Source organism: Nodularia sp. LEGE 04288, from assembly GCF_963896525.1.
Classification (GTDB): Bacteria; Cyanobacteriota; Cyanobacteriia; order Cyanobacteriales; family Nostocaceae; genus Nodularia.
The window spans coordinates 23,827-39,318 of sequence record NZ_CAWQOY010000136.1 but is presented as its reverse complement, the minus strand read 5'-3'; the positions used below and the strand labels follow the sequence as shown (position 1 = coordinate 39,318).

At 43.0% G+C, this 15,492-nt stretch carries 14 protein-coding genes; 4 read left to right on the top strand and 10 right to left on the bottom strand.

Translation table 11 applies throughout. From position 1 onward, the window contains the following. Window positions 1-112: 112 nt before the first annotated feature. From uvrC to AACX33_RS18955, 7 genes are all read right to left on the bottom strand, one after another. The gene (gene uvrC / locus AACX33_RS18985) at window positions 113-1,999 is read right to left on the bottom strand and encodes an excinuclease ABC subunit UvrC (RefSeq protein WP_194000023.1); all 1,887 of its coding nucleotides are present in this window, start codon (window positions 1,997-1,999) and stop codon (window positions 113-115) included. Window positions 2,000-2,142: 143 nt separating this feature from the next. Further along, window positions 2,143-3,036, bottom strand: coding sequence for an NF038130 family PEP-CTERM protein (locus tag AACX33_RS18980; protein WP_194000021.1), 894 nt, complete (start codon window positions 3,034-3,036; stop codon window positions 2,143-2,145). Window positions 3,037-3,332: 296 nt separating this feature from the next. Then, window positions 3,333-4,520 (bottom strand): LL-diaminopimelate aminotransferase, encoded by a 1,188-nt coding sequence (locus AACX33_RS18975; RefSeq protein WP_194000398.1) that lies wholly within the window; start codon window positions 4,518-4,520, stop codon window positions 3,333-3,335. Between the two features lie 26 nt (window positions 4,521-4,546). Beyond that, window positions 4,547-4,882: a thioredoxin family protein gene (locus AACX33_RS18970; RefSeq protein WP_194000019.1), complete on the bottom strand. Its 336-nt coding sequence runs from the start codon at window positions 4,880-4,882 to the stop codon at window positions 4,547-4,549. A gap of 267 nt (window positions 4,883-5,149) precedes the next feature. After that, window positions 5,150-5,953 (bottom strand): PspA/IM30 family protein, encoded by an 804-nt coding sequence (locus AACX33_RS18965; RefSeq protein WP_194000017.1) that lies wholly within the window; start codon window positions 5,951-5,953, stop codon window positions 5,150-5,152. Window positions 5,954-6,218: 265 nt separating this feature from the next. Then, window positions 6,219-6,926 (bottom strand): PspA/IM30 family protein, encoded by a 708-nt coding sequence (locus AACX33_RS18960; RefSeq protein ID WP_194000397.1) that lies wholly within the window; start codon window positions 6,924-6,926, stop codon window positions 6,219-6,221. A 206-nt stretch (window positions 6,927-7,132) separates the two neighbouring features. Next, complete coding sequence (locus AACX33_RS18955) at window positions 7,133-8,374, bottom strand: SPOR domain-containing protein (protein WP_194000015.1); 1,242 nt, start codon at window positions 8,372-8,374, stop codon at window positions 7,133-7,135. A 127-nt stretch (window positions 8,375-8,501) separates the two neighbouring features. Here AACX33_RS18955 and AACX33_RS18950 point away from each other — a divergent pair, with 127 nt between their 5' ends. Beyond that, window positions 8,502-9,044, top strand: a complete 543-nt coding sequence (locus tag AACX33_RS18950; protein ID WP_194000013.1) for a DUF721 domain-containing protein — start codon at window positions 8,502-8,504, stop codon at window positions 9,042-9,044. A 599-nt stretch (window positions 9,045-9,643) separates the two neighbouring features. Then, window positions 9,644-9,958, top strand: a complete 315-nt coding sequence (locus AACX33_RS18945) for a hypothetical protein (protein WP_194000011.1) — start codon at window positions 9,644-9,646, stop codon at window positions 9,956-9,958. A gap of 117 nt (window positions 9,959-10,075) precedes the next feature. Here AACX33_RS18945 and menB read toward each other — a convergent pair whose 3' ends face one another. After that, window positions 10,076-10,912, bottom strand: coding sequence for a 1,4-dihydroxy-2-naphthoyl-CoA synthase (gene menB, locus AACX33_RS18940; protein ID WP_194000009.1), 837 nt, complete (start codon window positions 10,910-10,912; stop codon window positions 10,076-10,078). Window positions 10,913-11,026: 114 nt separating this feature from the next. On the opposite strand from menB, the gene AACX33_RS18935 reads away from it, so the two are divergent. After that, entirely contained in the window at window positions 11,027-11,836 is an 810-nt protein-coding gene (locus tag AACX33_RS18935; RefSeq protein WP_194000007.1) for a DUF2887 domain-containing protein, read from the top strand. A 20-nt stretch (window positions 11,837-11,856) separates the two neighbouring features. Here the strand turns inward: AACX33_RS18935 and menD are convergent, their stop codons facing one another. After that, window positions 11,857-13,611 (bottom strand): 2-succinyl-5-enolpyruvyl-6-hydroxy-3-cyclohexene-1-carboxylic-acid synthase, encoded by a 1,755-nt coding sequence (menD, locus tag AACX33_RS18930; protein ID WP_194000005.1) that lies wholly within the window; start codon window positions 13,609-13,611, stop codon window positions 11,857-11,859. A 117-nt stretch (window positions 13,612-13,728) separates the two neighbouring features. Between menD and folB the strand changes: the two genes are divergently transcribed. Next, a complete protein-coding gene (gene folB / locus AACX33_RS18925; RefSeq protein ID WP_194000003.1) occupies window positions 13,729-14,097 on the top strand; it encodes a dihydroneopterin aldolase in 369 nt (122 codons plus the stop codon). Window positions 14,098-14,215: 118 nt separating this feature from the next. Here the strand turns inward: folB and AACX33_RS18920 are convergent, their stop codons facing one another. Then, complete coding sequence (locus AACX33_RS18920) at window positions 14,216-15,397, bottom strand: patatin-like phospholipase family protein (protein ID WP_194000001.1); 1,182 nt, start codon at window positions 15,395-15,397, stop codon at window positions 14,216-14,218. Window positions 15,398-15,492 lie beyond the last annotated feature (95 nt).

The following is a 15,492-nucleotide window of genomic DNA, read 5'->3' as shown; positions in this document are numbered from 1 at the left end:
CTCCCTAACCCTCCCCGCAAGCGAGGAGGGAACCGGATTTTTGTGGTGTAGGGGGGGTTGAAATAATATGCAGCCTCACAAATAATTGGTATTACGTATTTAATAATCAAATTCAGACTCCTGAAGCGGGATGAAAATAATCGTAAATTTCTTGGGCTAATCTTGACCCAATCCCTGGAACCTCAGCTAGTTGTGCTGGTGTGGCTTGCCGAATATAATCGACTGAGCGAAAATGCCCTAAAAGCTGCTTTTGGCGATGGTGCCCTAAACCAGAAATTTCATCTAAACGCGATCGCTTTAATTTATCACTACGTTGCTGACGATGGAAACTCACAGCAAATCTATGGGCTTCATCTCTTAACCGCCGCAATAACTGCACCCCTGGCTGTTCGGCTTCTGTTTCTAAAGGTTGCGATTCTCCCGGTAAAAAAATCTCTTCTCGCTGCTTCGCCAAACTGACAACGCGCAAGTCTTCTAATAAATTCATCTCTTGCAAAACGGCGACAACCGCAGATAACTGACCTTTACCGCCATCAATCATGATTAAATCAGGCCAGTCAGGATTTCCCACTCTGGGTAATTTTGGATCTTCGCTATACTTGCGAAACCGCCTCTGGATAACTTCGGCTAAACTGGCAAAATCATCTGAATGTCCGGCTGTGACTGTGGGATTTTTGATTTTGTAGTGGCGATAGTGCTGTTTACCAGATAAGCCATCAATAAACACAACTTGGGAAGCTACAGCATTTGACCCCTGAATGTGAGAAATATCATAACCTTCGATGCGGTGGGGTAAATCGGGTAAATCGAGAATACTGGTTAAATCTTGCATTGCTTCATGGTTGCGATCGCTAAATTTTTGCATTCTTTGCAATTCATACTCAGCGTTTCGCTCTACCATCTCAATTAATTCTGCCTTAGTTTGGCGCTGGGGAGCTAAAATCGTGACTTTTCTCCCTTTGCGTTCAGTCAAGACATCCGCCAATATTTCCGCATCTGGTAACTCATGCTGTACCAAAATCTCTGTGGGAATTTCTACCGCATCCGCAGTTTGATAATGTTCTTCCAAAACTCGTTGTAAAATAGCTCCAGGTTCAGCGTGACTATCCGCGATAAATGCCAAGCGTCCTACCAATTGTCCCGCCCGAATCTGGAATAATTGAATGCAGGCGCGTTGTTCGTCGGATGCCAGAGCTAAAGCATCTCGTGAAACTGTATCATCTGGTAAGGAAACTTTCTGGTCAGCATTCAGCGATTTTAAGTCGGTGATTTGGTCGCGAATTCGCCCCGCAGATTCAAAATTTAACGCCTCGGCGGCTGTTTGCATTTGTGCTGTGAGGATATCAATTAATTCTTGAGTTCTTCCTTGGAACACCATCGCTACTTTCAACACAGTTTTGCGATATTCTGATGGTGAAATTAACTGTTGACAGACACCCGGACATCGCCCTAAGTCATAATTTAAACAAGGGCGGTCTTTAAACAGTGGTTGAGGTCGTTGTCGCAATGCAAAGATGCGTTTAGATATGCGTAAGATTTCTCGCAATAAACCCGCATCTGTATAAGGTCCGTAAAACTTATCTTTGAGTTTACCTATTTGGCGTTTACGGGTGATGAAAATTCGCGGATAGTCTTCTGACCAAGTAATACAGACATAAGGATATTTTTTATCATCTTTGAGTAAAACGTTAAAATATGGCTGATGCTGCTTGATTAAGTTGGCTTCCAGCGCCAAAGCTTCAGCTTCTGTATCGGTGACAATAAATTCAATATCTGTCACCTGCTTGACCATTGTGGCGATACGTTCGCTTTTGTTGTAACTATCCTGGAAATAGGAACGGACACGCGATCGCAATTTCCGCGATTTGCCTATATATATAATGCGATCGCCTGCGTCACGCATGAAATAAACTCCCGGTTCTGGCGGAATTTCAGCTAGACGGGTAGAGAGTCGTTCTGGATCTTTAATCAGTGGTACTATGGGAGCAGATATTGTCACAAATTAATATAGGTAATTTACAATTCACCTATTCTTATTTTAAGAAAAATAAATTTACTGTGTTGATTTCTCCAATTATTGGGCAAAAAAAAAAGAGCATTTAGCTCCTTTACTTTGCTATTTCTTGCCAATAAACACCAGTTTTAACTAGATACTTTTTTCAACTTGCGTTGTGTGGCAAAGATACCAGCAACACCCAGCATACCCAAAATTACTGAAGGTTCTGGTATTGATGTTGGCGGTACATTGGGGAAGATAAATGGGTCATAAATGCCATCGTGTGACATAGTACCATCAAGTGTAACTAAACCTGAAGGTACGGCTGAAAAACTGTACTGGAAATCTGACTGACCTTCATAGGTGAACTTGTAGATTTCACTAACTTGTATAGTGGATACTTGATCCAATAGTGGCTGGAACTGAGGAGGTACAGTGCTGAATAACAGATCGCGAGCATTAAGGACACCTGCTAGCCCAATTTTAATGGGGCTATTAGCGTCATCTTGAGTGACATAGGCGATATTGGGATCGCTGAACCGTTGATAACCGCCATTATCGACAAAATTGGCAAATAAAGCCTGACCAGTGGGTGTCCCAACTAAATTAGCAAAACCATTGGCAGATAAAGCTTCGCTAAACCAAAACTCACCAAAGGTTAAGCCTGTATCTTTGTAGAGACTAGTCCAATCACTCTCAACTAAACTGCTGAGGATCAGAGTCTTACCATTAATTGTCCCTTCCAAGGTGGTATTTTTGGTGAAATCAAAACCTGGTTGTTCACTACTAGCAGCTAACTCTACATTTCCCGTAGGGTTGGCAGCACTAGCATTGTCAAGGACTTTTTGCACGTTTTCCAGAGTACTTGGCACTAGAAAAGTATTTGTAGCATTGGAATCATAAACGAAATAATCAGTTGGGCTTGTTCCGCCGATAGTCACATTTGTGAGAGTAGCAGCTTGTGCGGAGGTAGTAGCGATCGCACCCAAACCTACAGTCATTGCAGTGCCAATCATCAGGGATGAAAAAGTCTTTTTCATCAATAAATCTCCATTTGGTTTAAGTATTGGTTTATATTGATGCACCCTGATAAATTTGGGTTGGCTTGACTACAGGCTTGAAATGTTTAACCATCCTGTTGCTTGAAGACACAACCTAATTAGTAGCAATTCTATCTTGTATCTGAGTATACAACTCCATCTCACAAAAGCGCAAGACTTCATTCGTAAAGCTTCTGTATATTTTTTATAAAATTCTTACGTGTATGACTGAGAAAATTGGCTGGAGATTTTCGTCAAGAATTAATTCCCAACGGATCGATAGGAAAATAGACTAACTACAAAAATTCGGCAATTCTTTTGACAGCAGTTTCTAACAAAGGTGGTTCATGCACCAAAGCAAAGCGGACATATCCTTCTCCGGATTTGCCAAAGCCAGCACCAGGGGAAGCAGCGACACCAGTTTGTTTGACTAACTGAGTACAGAATTCCACTGAATTTTGATTCCAGGGAGAGGGTAACTTAGCCCAAATGTACATTGTGCCTTTGGGAGTGGGAACTTGCCAACCGATGCGATGTAAAGCTGTAATAAAAGCATCACGCCGTTTACGGAAGGTATTCACGGCATCTGCGACTCCGGCTTGAGGGCCTGTGAAGGCGGCGATCGCACCATTCAAAATTCCCCGATACTGATTAAAATCAACGGCTGCTTTGACTTGGCGTAAAGCCTTAATTAACTCGGCATTACCGATGGCGTAACCGATACGGAAGCCGCCCATATTGTAGGATTTGGAAAGGGTAAAAAATTCAATCGAGACGCTTTTCTCTGGATCAGCTTGCAGCACAGAAGGAACTAAGGAGCGGGTATTGGGTATATCCCCAGTTTCCCCAAATACCAAATCTACATAGGGGAAATCGTGAACTAAGGCGAGATCATGTTGCTGACAGAAGTCCACAGCTTCTTGGAAAAAAGCTAAAGGTGCGATCGCCGCCGTGGGATTATGAGGATAGCTCAATACCATCATCCGCGATTGTGCCAAAACATCCGCCGGAATCTCAGCAAATACTGGTAAAAAATTGTTTTCTGCCAGGAGTGGCATTGGGTATATTTGACCACTAGCCAGATAGACTCCCCCAGCGTGGGATGGATAGCCTGGATCTTGCAACAGCGCAAAATCTCCGGGGTTAAGCAGTGCTAAGGGTAGGTGGGCTGTACCTTCCTGGGAACCAATCAGGGGTAGGACTTCAGTTTCTGGGTCAACTTTAATACCGAATTTTTGTTCATACCAGTCAGCTGCGGCTTGGCGAAATGCTTGAGTACCATGAAACAACAAGTAACCGTGGGTACTGGGATCGTGGAGAGATTTGGCGATCGCCTCAATCACGTGGGGACTGGCTGGTAAATCAGAAGACCCCAAAGACAGATCAATTAACTGCCTTCCTGCTGATAAAGCCACAGCCTTAGCTTTGTCCATATCAGCAAATACATTGGATTGCAGGGGTTGTAAACGTTTAGCAAATTGCATATTAGTCATTAGTCATTAGTCAGCTACTAATTACTACTTAAGTGAGTATCCAAGAAGTTGAGTAATTTTTCTTTGCCAATAGCTCCTTCTGTGGATGCTAATACTTTTTCTCCTTGAACTAGTCTCAAAGCTGGTACGCCTTCTACCTGATACTGTTTCACAGTCATCGGGTTAGGATCGACTTCGATTTTGACAATTTTTAGGCGATCGCTGTATTTGGTAGCTGCTAGGTTAATTAGTGGCGACATCAATTGACAAGGGCCACACCAGGAAGCCCAAAAGTAAAGCAATACAGGTTGCTCGGCTTGCAATACTTCAGTTTCAAATTCACTATCAGTTATGGTGATTACACCCTTACTCATTAGATATCTCCATTAAATGGCATTGATCAAAGTTTGCACACACAGTACTTTACTTTATCTTAAAAGTGCTTGATGCTGTTAGCGTAGAGGTGCAGAGAAATCTCCAAAAAAAATTGTAGAGACTAAGCATGACTTGTCTCCACAAGGGTTTTGGCAACAGCATATTTAAATTCGGTTGCTGTCTCATGTAAAATCCCACACCTGTTGGTTGTGGGACTGGCTCAGTAACAAAATCGGGTATTGCGCCTATGGCGTAGTTAGATAAAATTACAATTGATCTAATTGCTTGCGTAGGGCTTCCAATTCAGAATCCACCACTTCCGGCGCTTGATTAGATTTGGGAGCGGTATTAGGAGCGGTATTGGCTGCGGTGCTTTCTGTTTGCGGTGGTAGTTGGGCTTGATTGGGTGGAGTCGCAGGTGCTAGCGTAGCCTTCATTGCTGCCAATTCATCATCAACATCACTACTTTCCAACTGAGCAAATTGGGTTTCTAAATCATTACCTGCTAACTCTGCACCTGCTTGGGCGCGAGCTTCTTGCATCAAGACTTTTTCTTCCATGCGCTCAAATGCGGACATAGCGCTGCTGCTATTCATCCCACGCACCATACCTTCAAGTTGCTCTTGGGCTTTGGCGGAGGTAATCCGAGCTTTGAGCATTTCTTTTTTGGTCTTGGCTTCAGAAATCTTGCTTTCGAGCTGAATTAAGTTGCGCTTGAGGGTTTCAGTTTGAGTAGTTTGCTGATCGAGGCTAGTTTTCAGCGCCAGTCCGGTATCACTAAAACTTTTTTTGCGTTCTAGGGCTTGTCGTGCTAGGTTCTCATCGCCCTTTTGTAGAGCTAACTGAGCATTACGTTGCCACTTGTTGATTTCATTTTGCGATTCATTATACTGTTTCTCAGTGCGTTTTTGGGCGGCGATCGCCTGAGCTACACCCTGACGCAACTGTACCAAGTCTTCCTGCATTTCCAGGATGGCTTGTTCGAGCATTTTTTCCGGATCTTCAGCTTTATTAACCAAGTCGTTGAGGTTAGAACTGACTACTCGTCTAATTCGATCAAATAATCCCATAATTGTGTTTTTCCTTGTAGAGTTTACGCGCTTTATTGGACAGTTCGCTTTTTTACTATTTAATAGCTTCCCATTTCAATGTAATCTTTCCGGTTGGGTTCGGTACAGCAACCGCCAAGGCGGTTAGGAGATGAAAAAATCCCAAAACCAAGTCACAGCAAGCTTTTGATTTTTGACTTTTGATTTTTGACTTTTGACTTTTGCTATGCCTCCCGACACCTATTATTTTTTAAGATATATCCAAACTTTGATCATTGCCCAATCTTCACGAGTCTTGACTTTTCGGTAACTTTTGTGGCTGTGGATTTTCACCTGCGTCTAACATCTGTCCTTTCATCGCGGCTAGTTCGCTATCGATGTCACCAGCGGATTCTAGGGAGTCAAATTGTTTTTGCAGGTCATCAGTACCGAGTTGGGCGATCGCTTCTGATTGCGCTTCGATTTGCAAAACTTTATCTTCCATGCGCTCAAAGGCATTGAGACTACTGGTAGCGGAACTAGTATCGAGCAGATCCTGAAGTCGCACAGAAGCCTCAGCGGAACGGGCGCGAGCGATATACATATCTTTTTTGGTTTTAGCCTCGCCCATTTTTAACTCTAGCGATCGCATATCCTTTTTCAGTCTAGCGACCACATCATTTTGCTGTTCTATTTGACTAAATAGCGCCGTAGCAGTTCCTTGGTAAGCTTTGCGTTTAGTTAGAGCTTCCCGTGCTAAAACTTCATTACCTTGTTGTAGTGCCAATTGAGCGCGGCGATACCATTCTTCTGAAGTTGTTTTTGCCGCCGTGGCTTGACGTTCCGTGCGTTTTTGAGTAGCGATCGCTTGGGCTACCCCTTGTCGCAATTGCACCAAGTTTTCCTGCATCTCGATCACAGCTTGTTGCAGAATTTTTTCGGGGTCTTCCGCATTCCCGATCAGACTATTGATGTTAGCGCGAATTATCCGCAGGATACGCTTGATAAATTCCATCTCGGCTCTCCATTGATTTTCGGGAAAAATTGCTTTTCTTGGGGAAACACGCCCGTTCATCCCATTCGGTAAACCCCTTGGTGAAGTCACCTCATGCTAGAGAAAAAGACGGGACAGGCTTCCCAAGACTGCATTTTTCGCCTTTTGCCAGTCAACAGGCTGGGTGTTGATGATGTTTTCCTCATCCTATCCTAGACTTTTATCACTCATGGCTGCTGAACCCTAGCTTTGATACCCTGGGACTGTAGCTTTTGCACCCTTTGTTGTGCTTCCTCTGGCGTTTTGACCGCAGCCAGATAAATCAAAGTTTGTCCAGGCGATAAGTAAGCATCGGGAACTACTTTTTGGGCATTAGAGAGTGCGCGATCGCTTTGATTATCCATCACTATATGATAAAACCCATCTGCTGCTGGTTTGAGTTTGGCATTAGCATTGGGTAGATTTGTCGCGGCCGCAGATAAAGGTGGGGTGATTTCCGCTCTAGAAGTGGGGGGTACATCTACAGGAATTACAGGCTGTAACTGTGGTAATGATTCCATCTGTGGAGGAATGACTGGTGCTTGGGTAACGATCGGGCTGGGTGTGGGTTTAACTTTGGGTTGTAAACCAACTACATCAGTCGGGTTTCTCACCTCTGGAAATTCTTTCGCTGCCAAATTAGGATACTTCAGTATAGGTGTCAGTTCTGGTTGAGCTTGAACTTGGGTGTTACTTCCCACTTCCACAGTATTTTCCTCACTGTTCGGAGATGATTCAGTTTGAAATAATCTACCGAGATTAAACCCAGACCCGTCTTGAGAATTAGGATTGAACATGACGTAACCCAGGGTGATACTGGCCACTAATAGCAGTAACATCGAGCCAATACCCAAAGGTGATAGCAAACTATCATTGGAATTACTCGGCTTTTCTGTAGACTGTTGTTCATCTGTTAAACTTCGCAATAGTGCTTCACTCGATTCCAAGTAATCATCTGGTTGTGAGGGATGATCATTTGCTGGGGCGAGATGTTCATTTTGATCAGCATCAACCACCGCAGGGACAATACTGCTGGACAAATTTGTTGAGGACTGGGGAATTTCGGTTTTGATAGACTCGGAATCAGAGACTAAGTTGAAATCATCAGGTTTGACGGGAGTAGATGTTGGGTTCTCTTGCGGAGTCTCATTCAGTATAAATGCAGGGGTAATTTCTGTATTGTTGGCAACCCTTGGTGTAATTTTGCCCTCTGTCCCCCGATGAACCGGCAAATCTGGGGCTTGACTGCTGATGACACTTCCCATCCGCGATTGATTCTGTATCCTGACACCAATTCGTGTCCGTCGGAATCGTGCTAACTCTTGATCTATAGGTACTTCTAAAGTCGCTAACGCTGCCGCTAATGGTGGCTTCAAGCCAGATGTTTTAGATGAAGTGGTTTCGGAACCGATCAGGGGATTTTGACTCATGACATCTCTGCCTCAAACCTAGACTACTGGATTAACTTTAGATACATTCAGCGCCATCATAGCGAAAATTGTTTAATACATAGACAGAGAACAAAAGTCTCCTTGGTAACATTCAGCAATCTCAAAGATGTCGTTGAAATCAGTTAATGATATTTTAGGCGTTCTGAGACAGCAGGCGAAATGGCAAGAACACCCATTTCAGCGCTTGCTCCAGTTATGGCCAGATATTGTCGGCAAAGTGGCTGCTACCCATACGCGACCATTATCAATTCAGCGTGATGTTTTGCAGGTCGCCACTTCTAGCGCTGCTTGGGCGCAGAACATGACATTTGGACGGACAACACTGCTTTTAAAGTTAAATCAAAAATTGTCTGAGCCTTTGGTGGATATTCGTTTTTCTACTAAAGATTGGCAGCCTCTTCCAGATTACTTACAGCCAAAAACCGTCATCCCACAGGAGCATCCCAGTTATCTGGGTGATGTCAGTCGTTCCCGCACTCAGGTTACACCCTCTATTAAAAACGCAAATACTGCTTTTGCATCTTGGGCTAAAACAATGCAAGTGCGATCGCATGGCTTACCCCTTTGTCCTCAGTGCCAATCTCCCACCCCACCCGGTGAACTCCAGCGTTGGCAAGTCTGTTGTGTTTGTGCTGCGAAGCAGTTTTAGCATTTCCCAATCTGAGGGCAGCAGGGAGCAGGAGTTGTTATACCTGTGGGAATCCCTATATATACCTTTAGGACTTACGCAATAGCTCTCTCAAACCCTCTTAACTTCTCCCAAAGGGAGAGGCTAGCGCCAACGTGTCCTTTGTGTCCTTTGTGGTTCGTTTCTTCATAATTTTGCGTAAGTCCTGACCTTTTCAAATGTAGAACTATGGAATCCTACACAGCACCCTGCTCACGCCCCTCTCTACTAACAGCACCTTCTGGGAGCGCACTTTTTTGGGTATAACAGTTCTTCAAGAGGGGTTCCCCGCTCAGGAAACTGTTGCATCCGAAGTAATGAATTTACAATTGGATCTAAATTGAAACTTTGAACCTTATCCTTGATCCCCAGCTAGTTTTAGTTAAAATTTACTGTGTATCCACTTCAGTGATCATTTACATATATAACAAGAATATAAAAACATCATAAAGTTTATTTATTACTGGGGATCGCTGAAACCTATGTACAATAATGACTTTTTGGGGATATTACCTCTTTATATATAGGAGCAAAATATAAGTATGTAAATCAGCCATAAACTGCATTAAAGATGTACCCAAATGAAACCTATTAAATTCTTGACATCTGCCTGTAGATATTGTCGTCATTACCAGCCAGAGGGTCGCCGTGGCGGAATGTGTCAGCAGTTAGGAGCGAGTGTGCAAGCGGGTTGGAAAGCTTGCTCTTTAGCGTTGCCACCTTTTGCTCCTTCTTGGGAAACTTTGGAAGACGCTTGGGATTTACCAGATGCAACAAGAGTTTTAGGTGCTTCACAAACTTTGGCTACAGATGCAGACAATAGGATTATGGCCCCTGTAGAGGAAATAGCTAACTGCACCTCACAAGCTGCTGAGACTGCGGTAGTGCGAATTTAGTTGCCCAGTAATCAAGTCAATTTGTAAAAAATAAGATAAAACTTTAATATTTCTCCTGCTGTAAATTTTGACAGCTAGAAAAATCGCACCTGGTTCTCAGATGCGATTTTTCTCATTTTAAGGTAGCCAAGGAAAGGTGCGAAAATTCGGGGGACGTTTTTCTAGAAAGGCTTGTTTTCCCTCAGAACCCTCTTCTGTCATGTAATACAGTAGAGTGGCGTTGCCGGCGAGTTCTTGTAAACCAGCTTGTCCGTCACAATCAGCGTTGAATGCTGCTTTCAGACACCGAATTGCAATGGGACTTTTTTCTAAAATTTCTTGCGCCCATTGTATACCTTCGGCTTCTAGCTGTTCTACAGGGACAATAGAATTTACTAAACCCATATCTAGAGCTTGTTGGGCATTATATTGGCGGCAGAGAAACCAAATTTCTCGCGCCTTTTTTTGTCCCACCACACGGGCGAGATAACTTGCGCCAAAACCACCATCAAAACTGCCGACTTTGGGGCCAGTCTGTCCGAAAATAGCATTATCGGCGGCAATGGTGAGGTCACAAATCAGGTGCAGGACGTGTCCGCCACCAATTGCATACCCAGCGACTAAAGCAATGACTACTTTCGGCATGGAACGAATTAGGCGTTGCAAGTCCAACACGTTTAAGCGGGGAATTCCCGCATCGTCAACATAACCAGCCTTTCCGCGGACACTTTGATCTCCACCAGAACAGAAAGCGTATTTACCATCAGTGTGGGGGCCTGCGCCAGTAAATAGAACTACGCCAATGGTCGTATCTTCACGAGCATCACAGAAAGCTTCGTATAGTTCAAAGACAGTTTTAGGACGGAATGCATTGCGTTTATGGGGACGGTTAATAGTGATTTTAGCGATGCCATCAGCTTTGTGATAGAGGATGTCTTCGTAATTTTTGACAATTTCCCAGTTGATTTGCGTCATGAATAATTGCGCTGTTGTGCTTGAGAATTTTATCGCGGCTTTAGGCACAAGCGATCGCTAATATTACTGTCTCCAGCTTTTACAATCAGTTTGTGATGCTGTGGGCAAATAACAATGCGGCGAGACTCTATCTTTTATCAATTATTTAAGCAATTTCCGGGCTTGCTGTTTGAGTTTGTAGACGAACCGCCCCCAGAAGCGGATAAATACCAATTTGAATCGGTTGAGGTGAAAGAAACGGCGTTTAGGATAGATGGGGTGTTTCTACCTCCTGATGATGCAGTTTCCAAGACGGTCTTTTTTGCTGAGGTGCAGTTTCAGAAAGACGATGATCTATATCACCGCTTCTTTTCTGAGTTGTTTTTGTTTCTCTATCGGCATTCTATCCGTTACGATGATTGGTTTGGGGTAATAATTTTTCCTGATCGCAGTATTGAACCTTCAAACTCAAGCATTCATCGCGCTTTGCTGGAAAGCGGACAAGTACGACGGGTATATTTAGACGAGTTGGGGAAGGTACAAGAGCAACCTTTGGGTTTGGGTTTGATGTTGCTGACTACGATTCCTGAAGCAGAAGCAATAGAAGCAGCGCGGTTTTTGCTGAAGCAAGCACAGCAACAATCGGAACAGGCGATAATAGATTTAGTGACGACGATTATTGTCTACAAGTTTACTAACCTGAGTCGAGAGGAGATTTCAGCGATGTTGGGACTGAATTTGGAAGAGCCGAGGGCTATACGGGACGCAAAGCAAGAAGGAGAAAGAACTATAGTTTTACGACAATTAAAGCGCCAATTGGGTAATATACCTGATGCGCTTCTATCCCAGATTCACGGGTTGTCGATGGAACAGTTGGAAGCTTTAGGTGATGCGTTGTTGGATTTCTCTAGTGTTGCGGATTTATCAGGGTGGTTGCAAAGCTGAAATTGCCTTTTGAGAAATAATCAACCTGCAATATTCGCTCCAAACTTATCTAAATTATCTTTTCTCCATTTAGCATCTACTTTTCTATTTGTCCTGAGTTCTAAAACCCTGATACCAGTCTTGGGTAACAGCTGCAACTTTTCTTTTAACTGTTCCCAAGAACTAATCAACTCATGCTGCACATTATATGTAGCGCATAACTGAGCAAAATCAATATCCTGGGGCGTGGCAAAAAACTCTTCAAAGGGTGGGTCAAATTTGGCAATGGGTAACATTTCAAAAATACCCCCACCATTGTTATTAATTAGAACAATTGTGAGATGTCCAATAAATTTATTCCTAATTAAAAACCCGTTGGTATCATGTAACAAGGCTAAATCTCCCGTTAACATCACACTACTTTGCTGATGATGTGCAGTACCTAAAGCGGTGGAAAGTGTACCATCTATCCCATTTGCTCCTCGGTTAAAATAAGGTTTCACCCCTAAATTATTCGGTTTCCAGAAATATTCTACATCCCGCACCGGCATACTATTAGAAATAAATAATGGTGTTCCGGGTGGGAGAATTTGCGAAATTAACCAAGCGGCTTTACTTTCAATTAATTCGTCTATATTATCCCAAGTTTCATCAATATTTTTTCTGACTTTTGCTTCAAGTTCACACCATTTTTCTAAATAAAGCCCCTTTTTACCATTCCCAATTTCCCAGTTGTCGATCTCTTCCACCGATATCCTTAAATGTGTGGTTTTTCCATGCAAAGGGTCTAAATTTTCATGGCTACTATCGATTATCCAGCGTTGGGGTTGCGTAGTAGATAGCCAGTTACGCAGTTCTTTACTGGTGGGCATTTCGCCGATCTGAATTACTATTTCTGGTGTTAATTCTTGGGCAATTTGCTGATTGCGTAGAATGATGTCGTAGGTGGAAATTAAGTAGGGGTTGAGGTCAGCATAATTTCTCACCGGGGACAGTCCCTCAGCTAAAACAGGCCAGTTGAGTGTTTGGGACAGACGCGCGATCGCTTGACAATATTTCTCTGCTGCTGGGGGTTGGGCTACACCGGCGATGATGATTCCGCGCTGAGATTTTAACCACTCTTGGGGAATGGGGAATAGCGACTGGGGAATAGGGTTAGTAGCTGTTATACCTGCAAAAAAGTCTTCTGGGTGGAACTGTGACTGTAAATCGCTCAAATCAATTCCAATGGCAATGGGTGCAAGGGGATCAGCAAAGGGAATATTTAAATGCACTGGCCCCTGTGTCGGCATTTGACAGCGCTCCCAAGCATAAATGATCGTTTGCCGCAGATAACCTAGCATTGTCATGTCTGGAGAGGGTACAGCTAACTCTGCTTGCCAGTTTGGGTAATTACCATATAATTTAACTTGGTCTATGGTTTGCCCAGAATGGCAATTTCGCAATTCTTGTGGTCGATCGCTGGTTAACACTAACAGTGGTACGCGACTTTCTTTGGCTTCAATCATCGCGGGGTAAAAATTCGCTGCTGCTGTTCCAGAGGTGCAAACCAGCGCCACAGGAAGCCCGGTGGCTTTGGCTCTTCCCAAGGCAAAAAAGGCGGCTGAACGCTCATCGAGAATAGAAACGGCTTCAATATCGGGTATTTGTTGGACAAAGGCGACTACTAAAGGTGTCGAACGTGAACCAGGACAAATGACCACACAATTCAATCCCAGGCGCTTGAGTGTCTCCGTCAAGATATAAGCCCACAGTTGATTAACATTTCTATAGGCAAATGGTATTAAATCGAACATAGCTATTAGATAATTTTAAATTTTAGATTTTGTATAGTTAAATTCAATTTAAAATCCCTCTGGGAAAGTTGGGCTTTTCCTCTTTCCGCCAAATGTCAAATTCACTCTCAAAGTCTTATGGATTGCATTCATTTAACCGATATTCGCTGCTACGGCTACACTGGGTATCTACCAGAAGAACAGGTATTAGGGCAATGGTTTGAGGTGGACGTGAAGTTATGGTTAGATATCTCCACAGCTGCCAAGACTGACGCAATTGAAGATACTCTAGATTATCGCAGCGTTATTAGCTCAATACAAAATCTCGTGAAAACAGCTAAGTTTGCTTTGCTGGAAAGGTTAGTGGGTGCGATCGCTGATTCTATCCTGCAAGAGTGCGATCGCGTCACACAAGTCCAAGTCATTGTCAGTAAACCAGCCGCACCTATTCCAGATTTTGGCGGACGAATTAGTATTGAACTCACTAGAACTAAGTCTAACCTCTAAAGTTCTGATGTGCTTTTCCCAACTCAGAAACTCTCTCAATATAGAGATAAATTCATGAGTATATTATACCAAGCTGTTGATGATATTTATGCACTCAAACAGCTTGGATTCTTTTTAACTATTGGTTATATTGTAAAAATCTATCCAAAGCAGCTTGCATTTGTGGTTGTTGAATATAAACTTCTGCCGCCTCAATTAAATTATTGATATTCTCTTGACTCACATCATCAATATCATCATTTAAGGGTTTACCTGTTAACTCCCGATCCAGCTTGAATTGCAACCGTAAAACCCGCTCTTGAATGATTTTATTAGTGATGTACTCATTAACATTTGAAGAAGCATCTAACAATACACTGATGATCGGCTGCGCCCATTGTATAAGACCCCAGCTTTGCGCTTTTTCAAATGGTATGATTCGCGTGAGGTTGCCAGTCCCTATGGAAAGGACGCTAATATCTTCAATTTTATGCCCTAATCTTAGGGCTTCAGCAACTGCACAGCTAGAAGGGTTATTAGCAGCAACAGCACCATCAATTGCCGAGTAGATACTTTTAATTGAATAACTAGAGGTATGATCGGGAATATTTTCCCAAGGGGAATTGATCAAAGCTCGTCTTTTTGTGCCTTCATACTTTTTGATAGATCGAGTTTGACCTTGCCCCGCCCCACTGGTGATTCTAATTTGTGCATCGTTATATATATTATTAATTGAAGATCCTTGCTCACATAATGTGATAGTATCTCCAGTAGCACATTGGGCTGTGCCATTGATTCTTTTGTCTAGTTTATGTGCCGGAAAAAAAGTTGGAGCCGAAGACGAACAAAGACAGGCTTCCCATAAAGGCACATTGCCATAAGATGGATCTTCACGCCAGCTTTTAAATACTATGGACTCTCTGGTAATGGTATCGTAAGCAACAATTAATAGTAACGGATCGCTAATATCTAATAGTTTTGTCTGTCCTAGAGTATCTCTGAGGACTTTTGCCAAACCATCATCTGAATATTTGGGAGCTGATAAACCATACTTCAGTAATAAAGGAAGTCTCTGCAATGAAAAACGACTTTTGTAGGGAAAGATAATGGAGCCATTGTCTTTATATATTTCAATAATTTCTTTGCTAGTGAGTCCCGCCGCGATCCCAGCTGCTAAAATTGACCCTGTGGAAGTTCCAGCAATTAAATCAAAGGACTTATTCAAAGGCTGATTAAGCTTCTTCTCGATAGCAGCCAGCATCGTTGCGCCAATTACTCCGCGAATACCCCCGCCATCTAAACTTAAAATCCTAAAAGGCATATTTATTTTTACTCTTTGTCATAATATTATTAAGTAATAGCGTTCAATATTTACCATTGTCAAGCTAAAAACTCAATTTTTGGTCTGATTGGGTT

Bases quoted from the DNA above. Each gene is read 5' to 3' on its own strand.
- AACX33_RS18920 (WP_194000001.1), bottom strand. From the start codon at position 15,397: ATGCCTTTTAGGATTTTAAGTTTAGATGGCGGGGGTATTCGCGGAGTA.
- AACX33_RS18945 (WP_194000011.1), top strand. From the start codon at position 9,644: ATGAAACCTATTAAATTCTTGACATCTGCCTGTAGATATTGTCGTCAT.
- AACX33_RS18975 (WP_194000398.1), bottom strand. From the start codon at position 4,520: ATGCAATTTGCTAAACGTTTACAACCCCTGCAATCCAATGTATTTGCT.
- AACX33_RS18970 (WP_194000019.1), bottom strand. From the start codon at position 4,882: ATGAGTAAGGGTGTAATCACCATAACTGATAGTGAATTTGAAACTGAA.
- AACX33_RS18950 (WP_194000013.1), top strand. From the start codon at position 8,502: ATGTCGTTGAAATCAGTTAATGATATTTTAGGCGTTCTGAGACAGCAG.
- AACX33_RS18935 (WP_194000007.1), top strand. From the start codon at position 11,027: ATGCGGCGAGACTCTATCTTTTATCAATTATTTAAGCAATTTCCGGGC.
- AACX33_RS18980 (WP_194000021.1), bottom strand. From the start codon at position 3,036: ATGAAAAAGACTTTTTCATCCCTGATGATTGGCACTGCAATGACTGTA.
- menD (WP_194000005.1), bottom strand. From the start codon at position 13,611: ATGTTCGATTTAATACCATTTGCCTATAGAAATGTTAATCAACTGTGG.
- AACX33_RS18955 (WP_194000015.1), bottom strand. From the start codon at position 8,374: ATGAGTCAAAATCCCCTGATCGGTTCCGAAACCACTTCATCTAAAACA.
- menB (WP_194000009.1), bottom strand. From the start codon at position 10,912: ATGACGCAAATCAACTGGGAAATTGTCAAAAATTACGAAGACATCCTC.
- folB (WP_194000003.1), top strand. From the start codon at position 13,729: ATGGATTGCATTCATTTAACCGATATTCGCTGCTACGGCTACACTGGG.
- AACX33_RS18965 (WP_194000017.1), bottom strand. From the start codon at position 5,953: ATGGGATTATTTGATCGAATTAGACGAGTAGTCAGTTCTAACCTCAAC.
- AACX33_RS18960 (WP_194000397.1), bottom strand. From the start codon at position 6,926: ATGGAATTTATCAAGCGTATCCTGCGGATAATTCGCGCTAACATCAAT.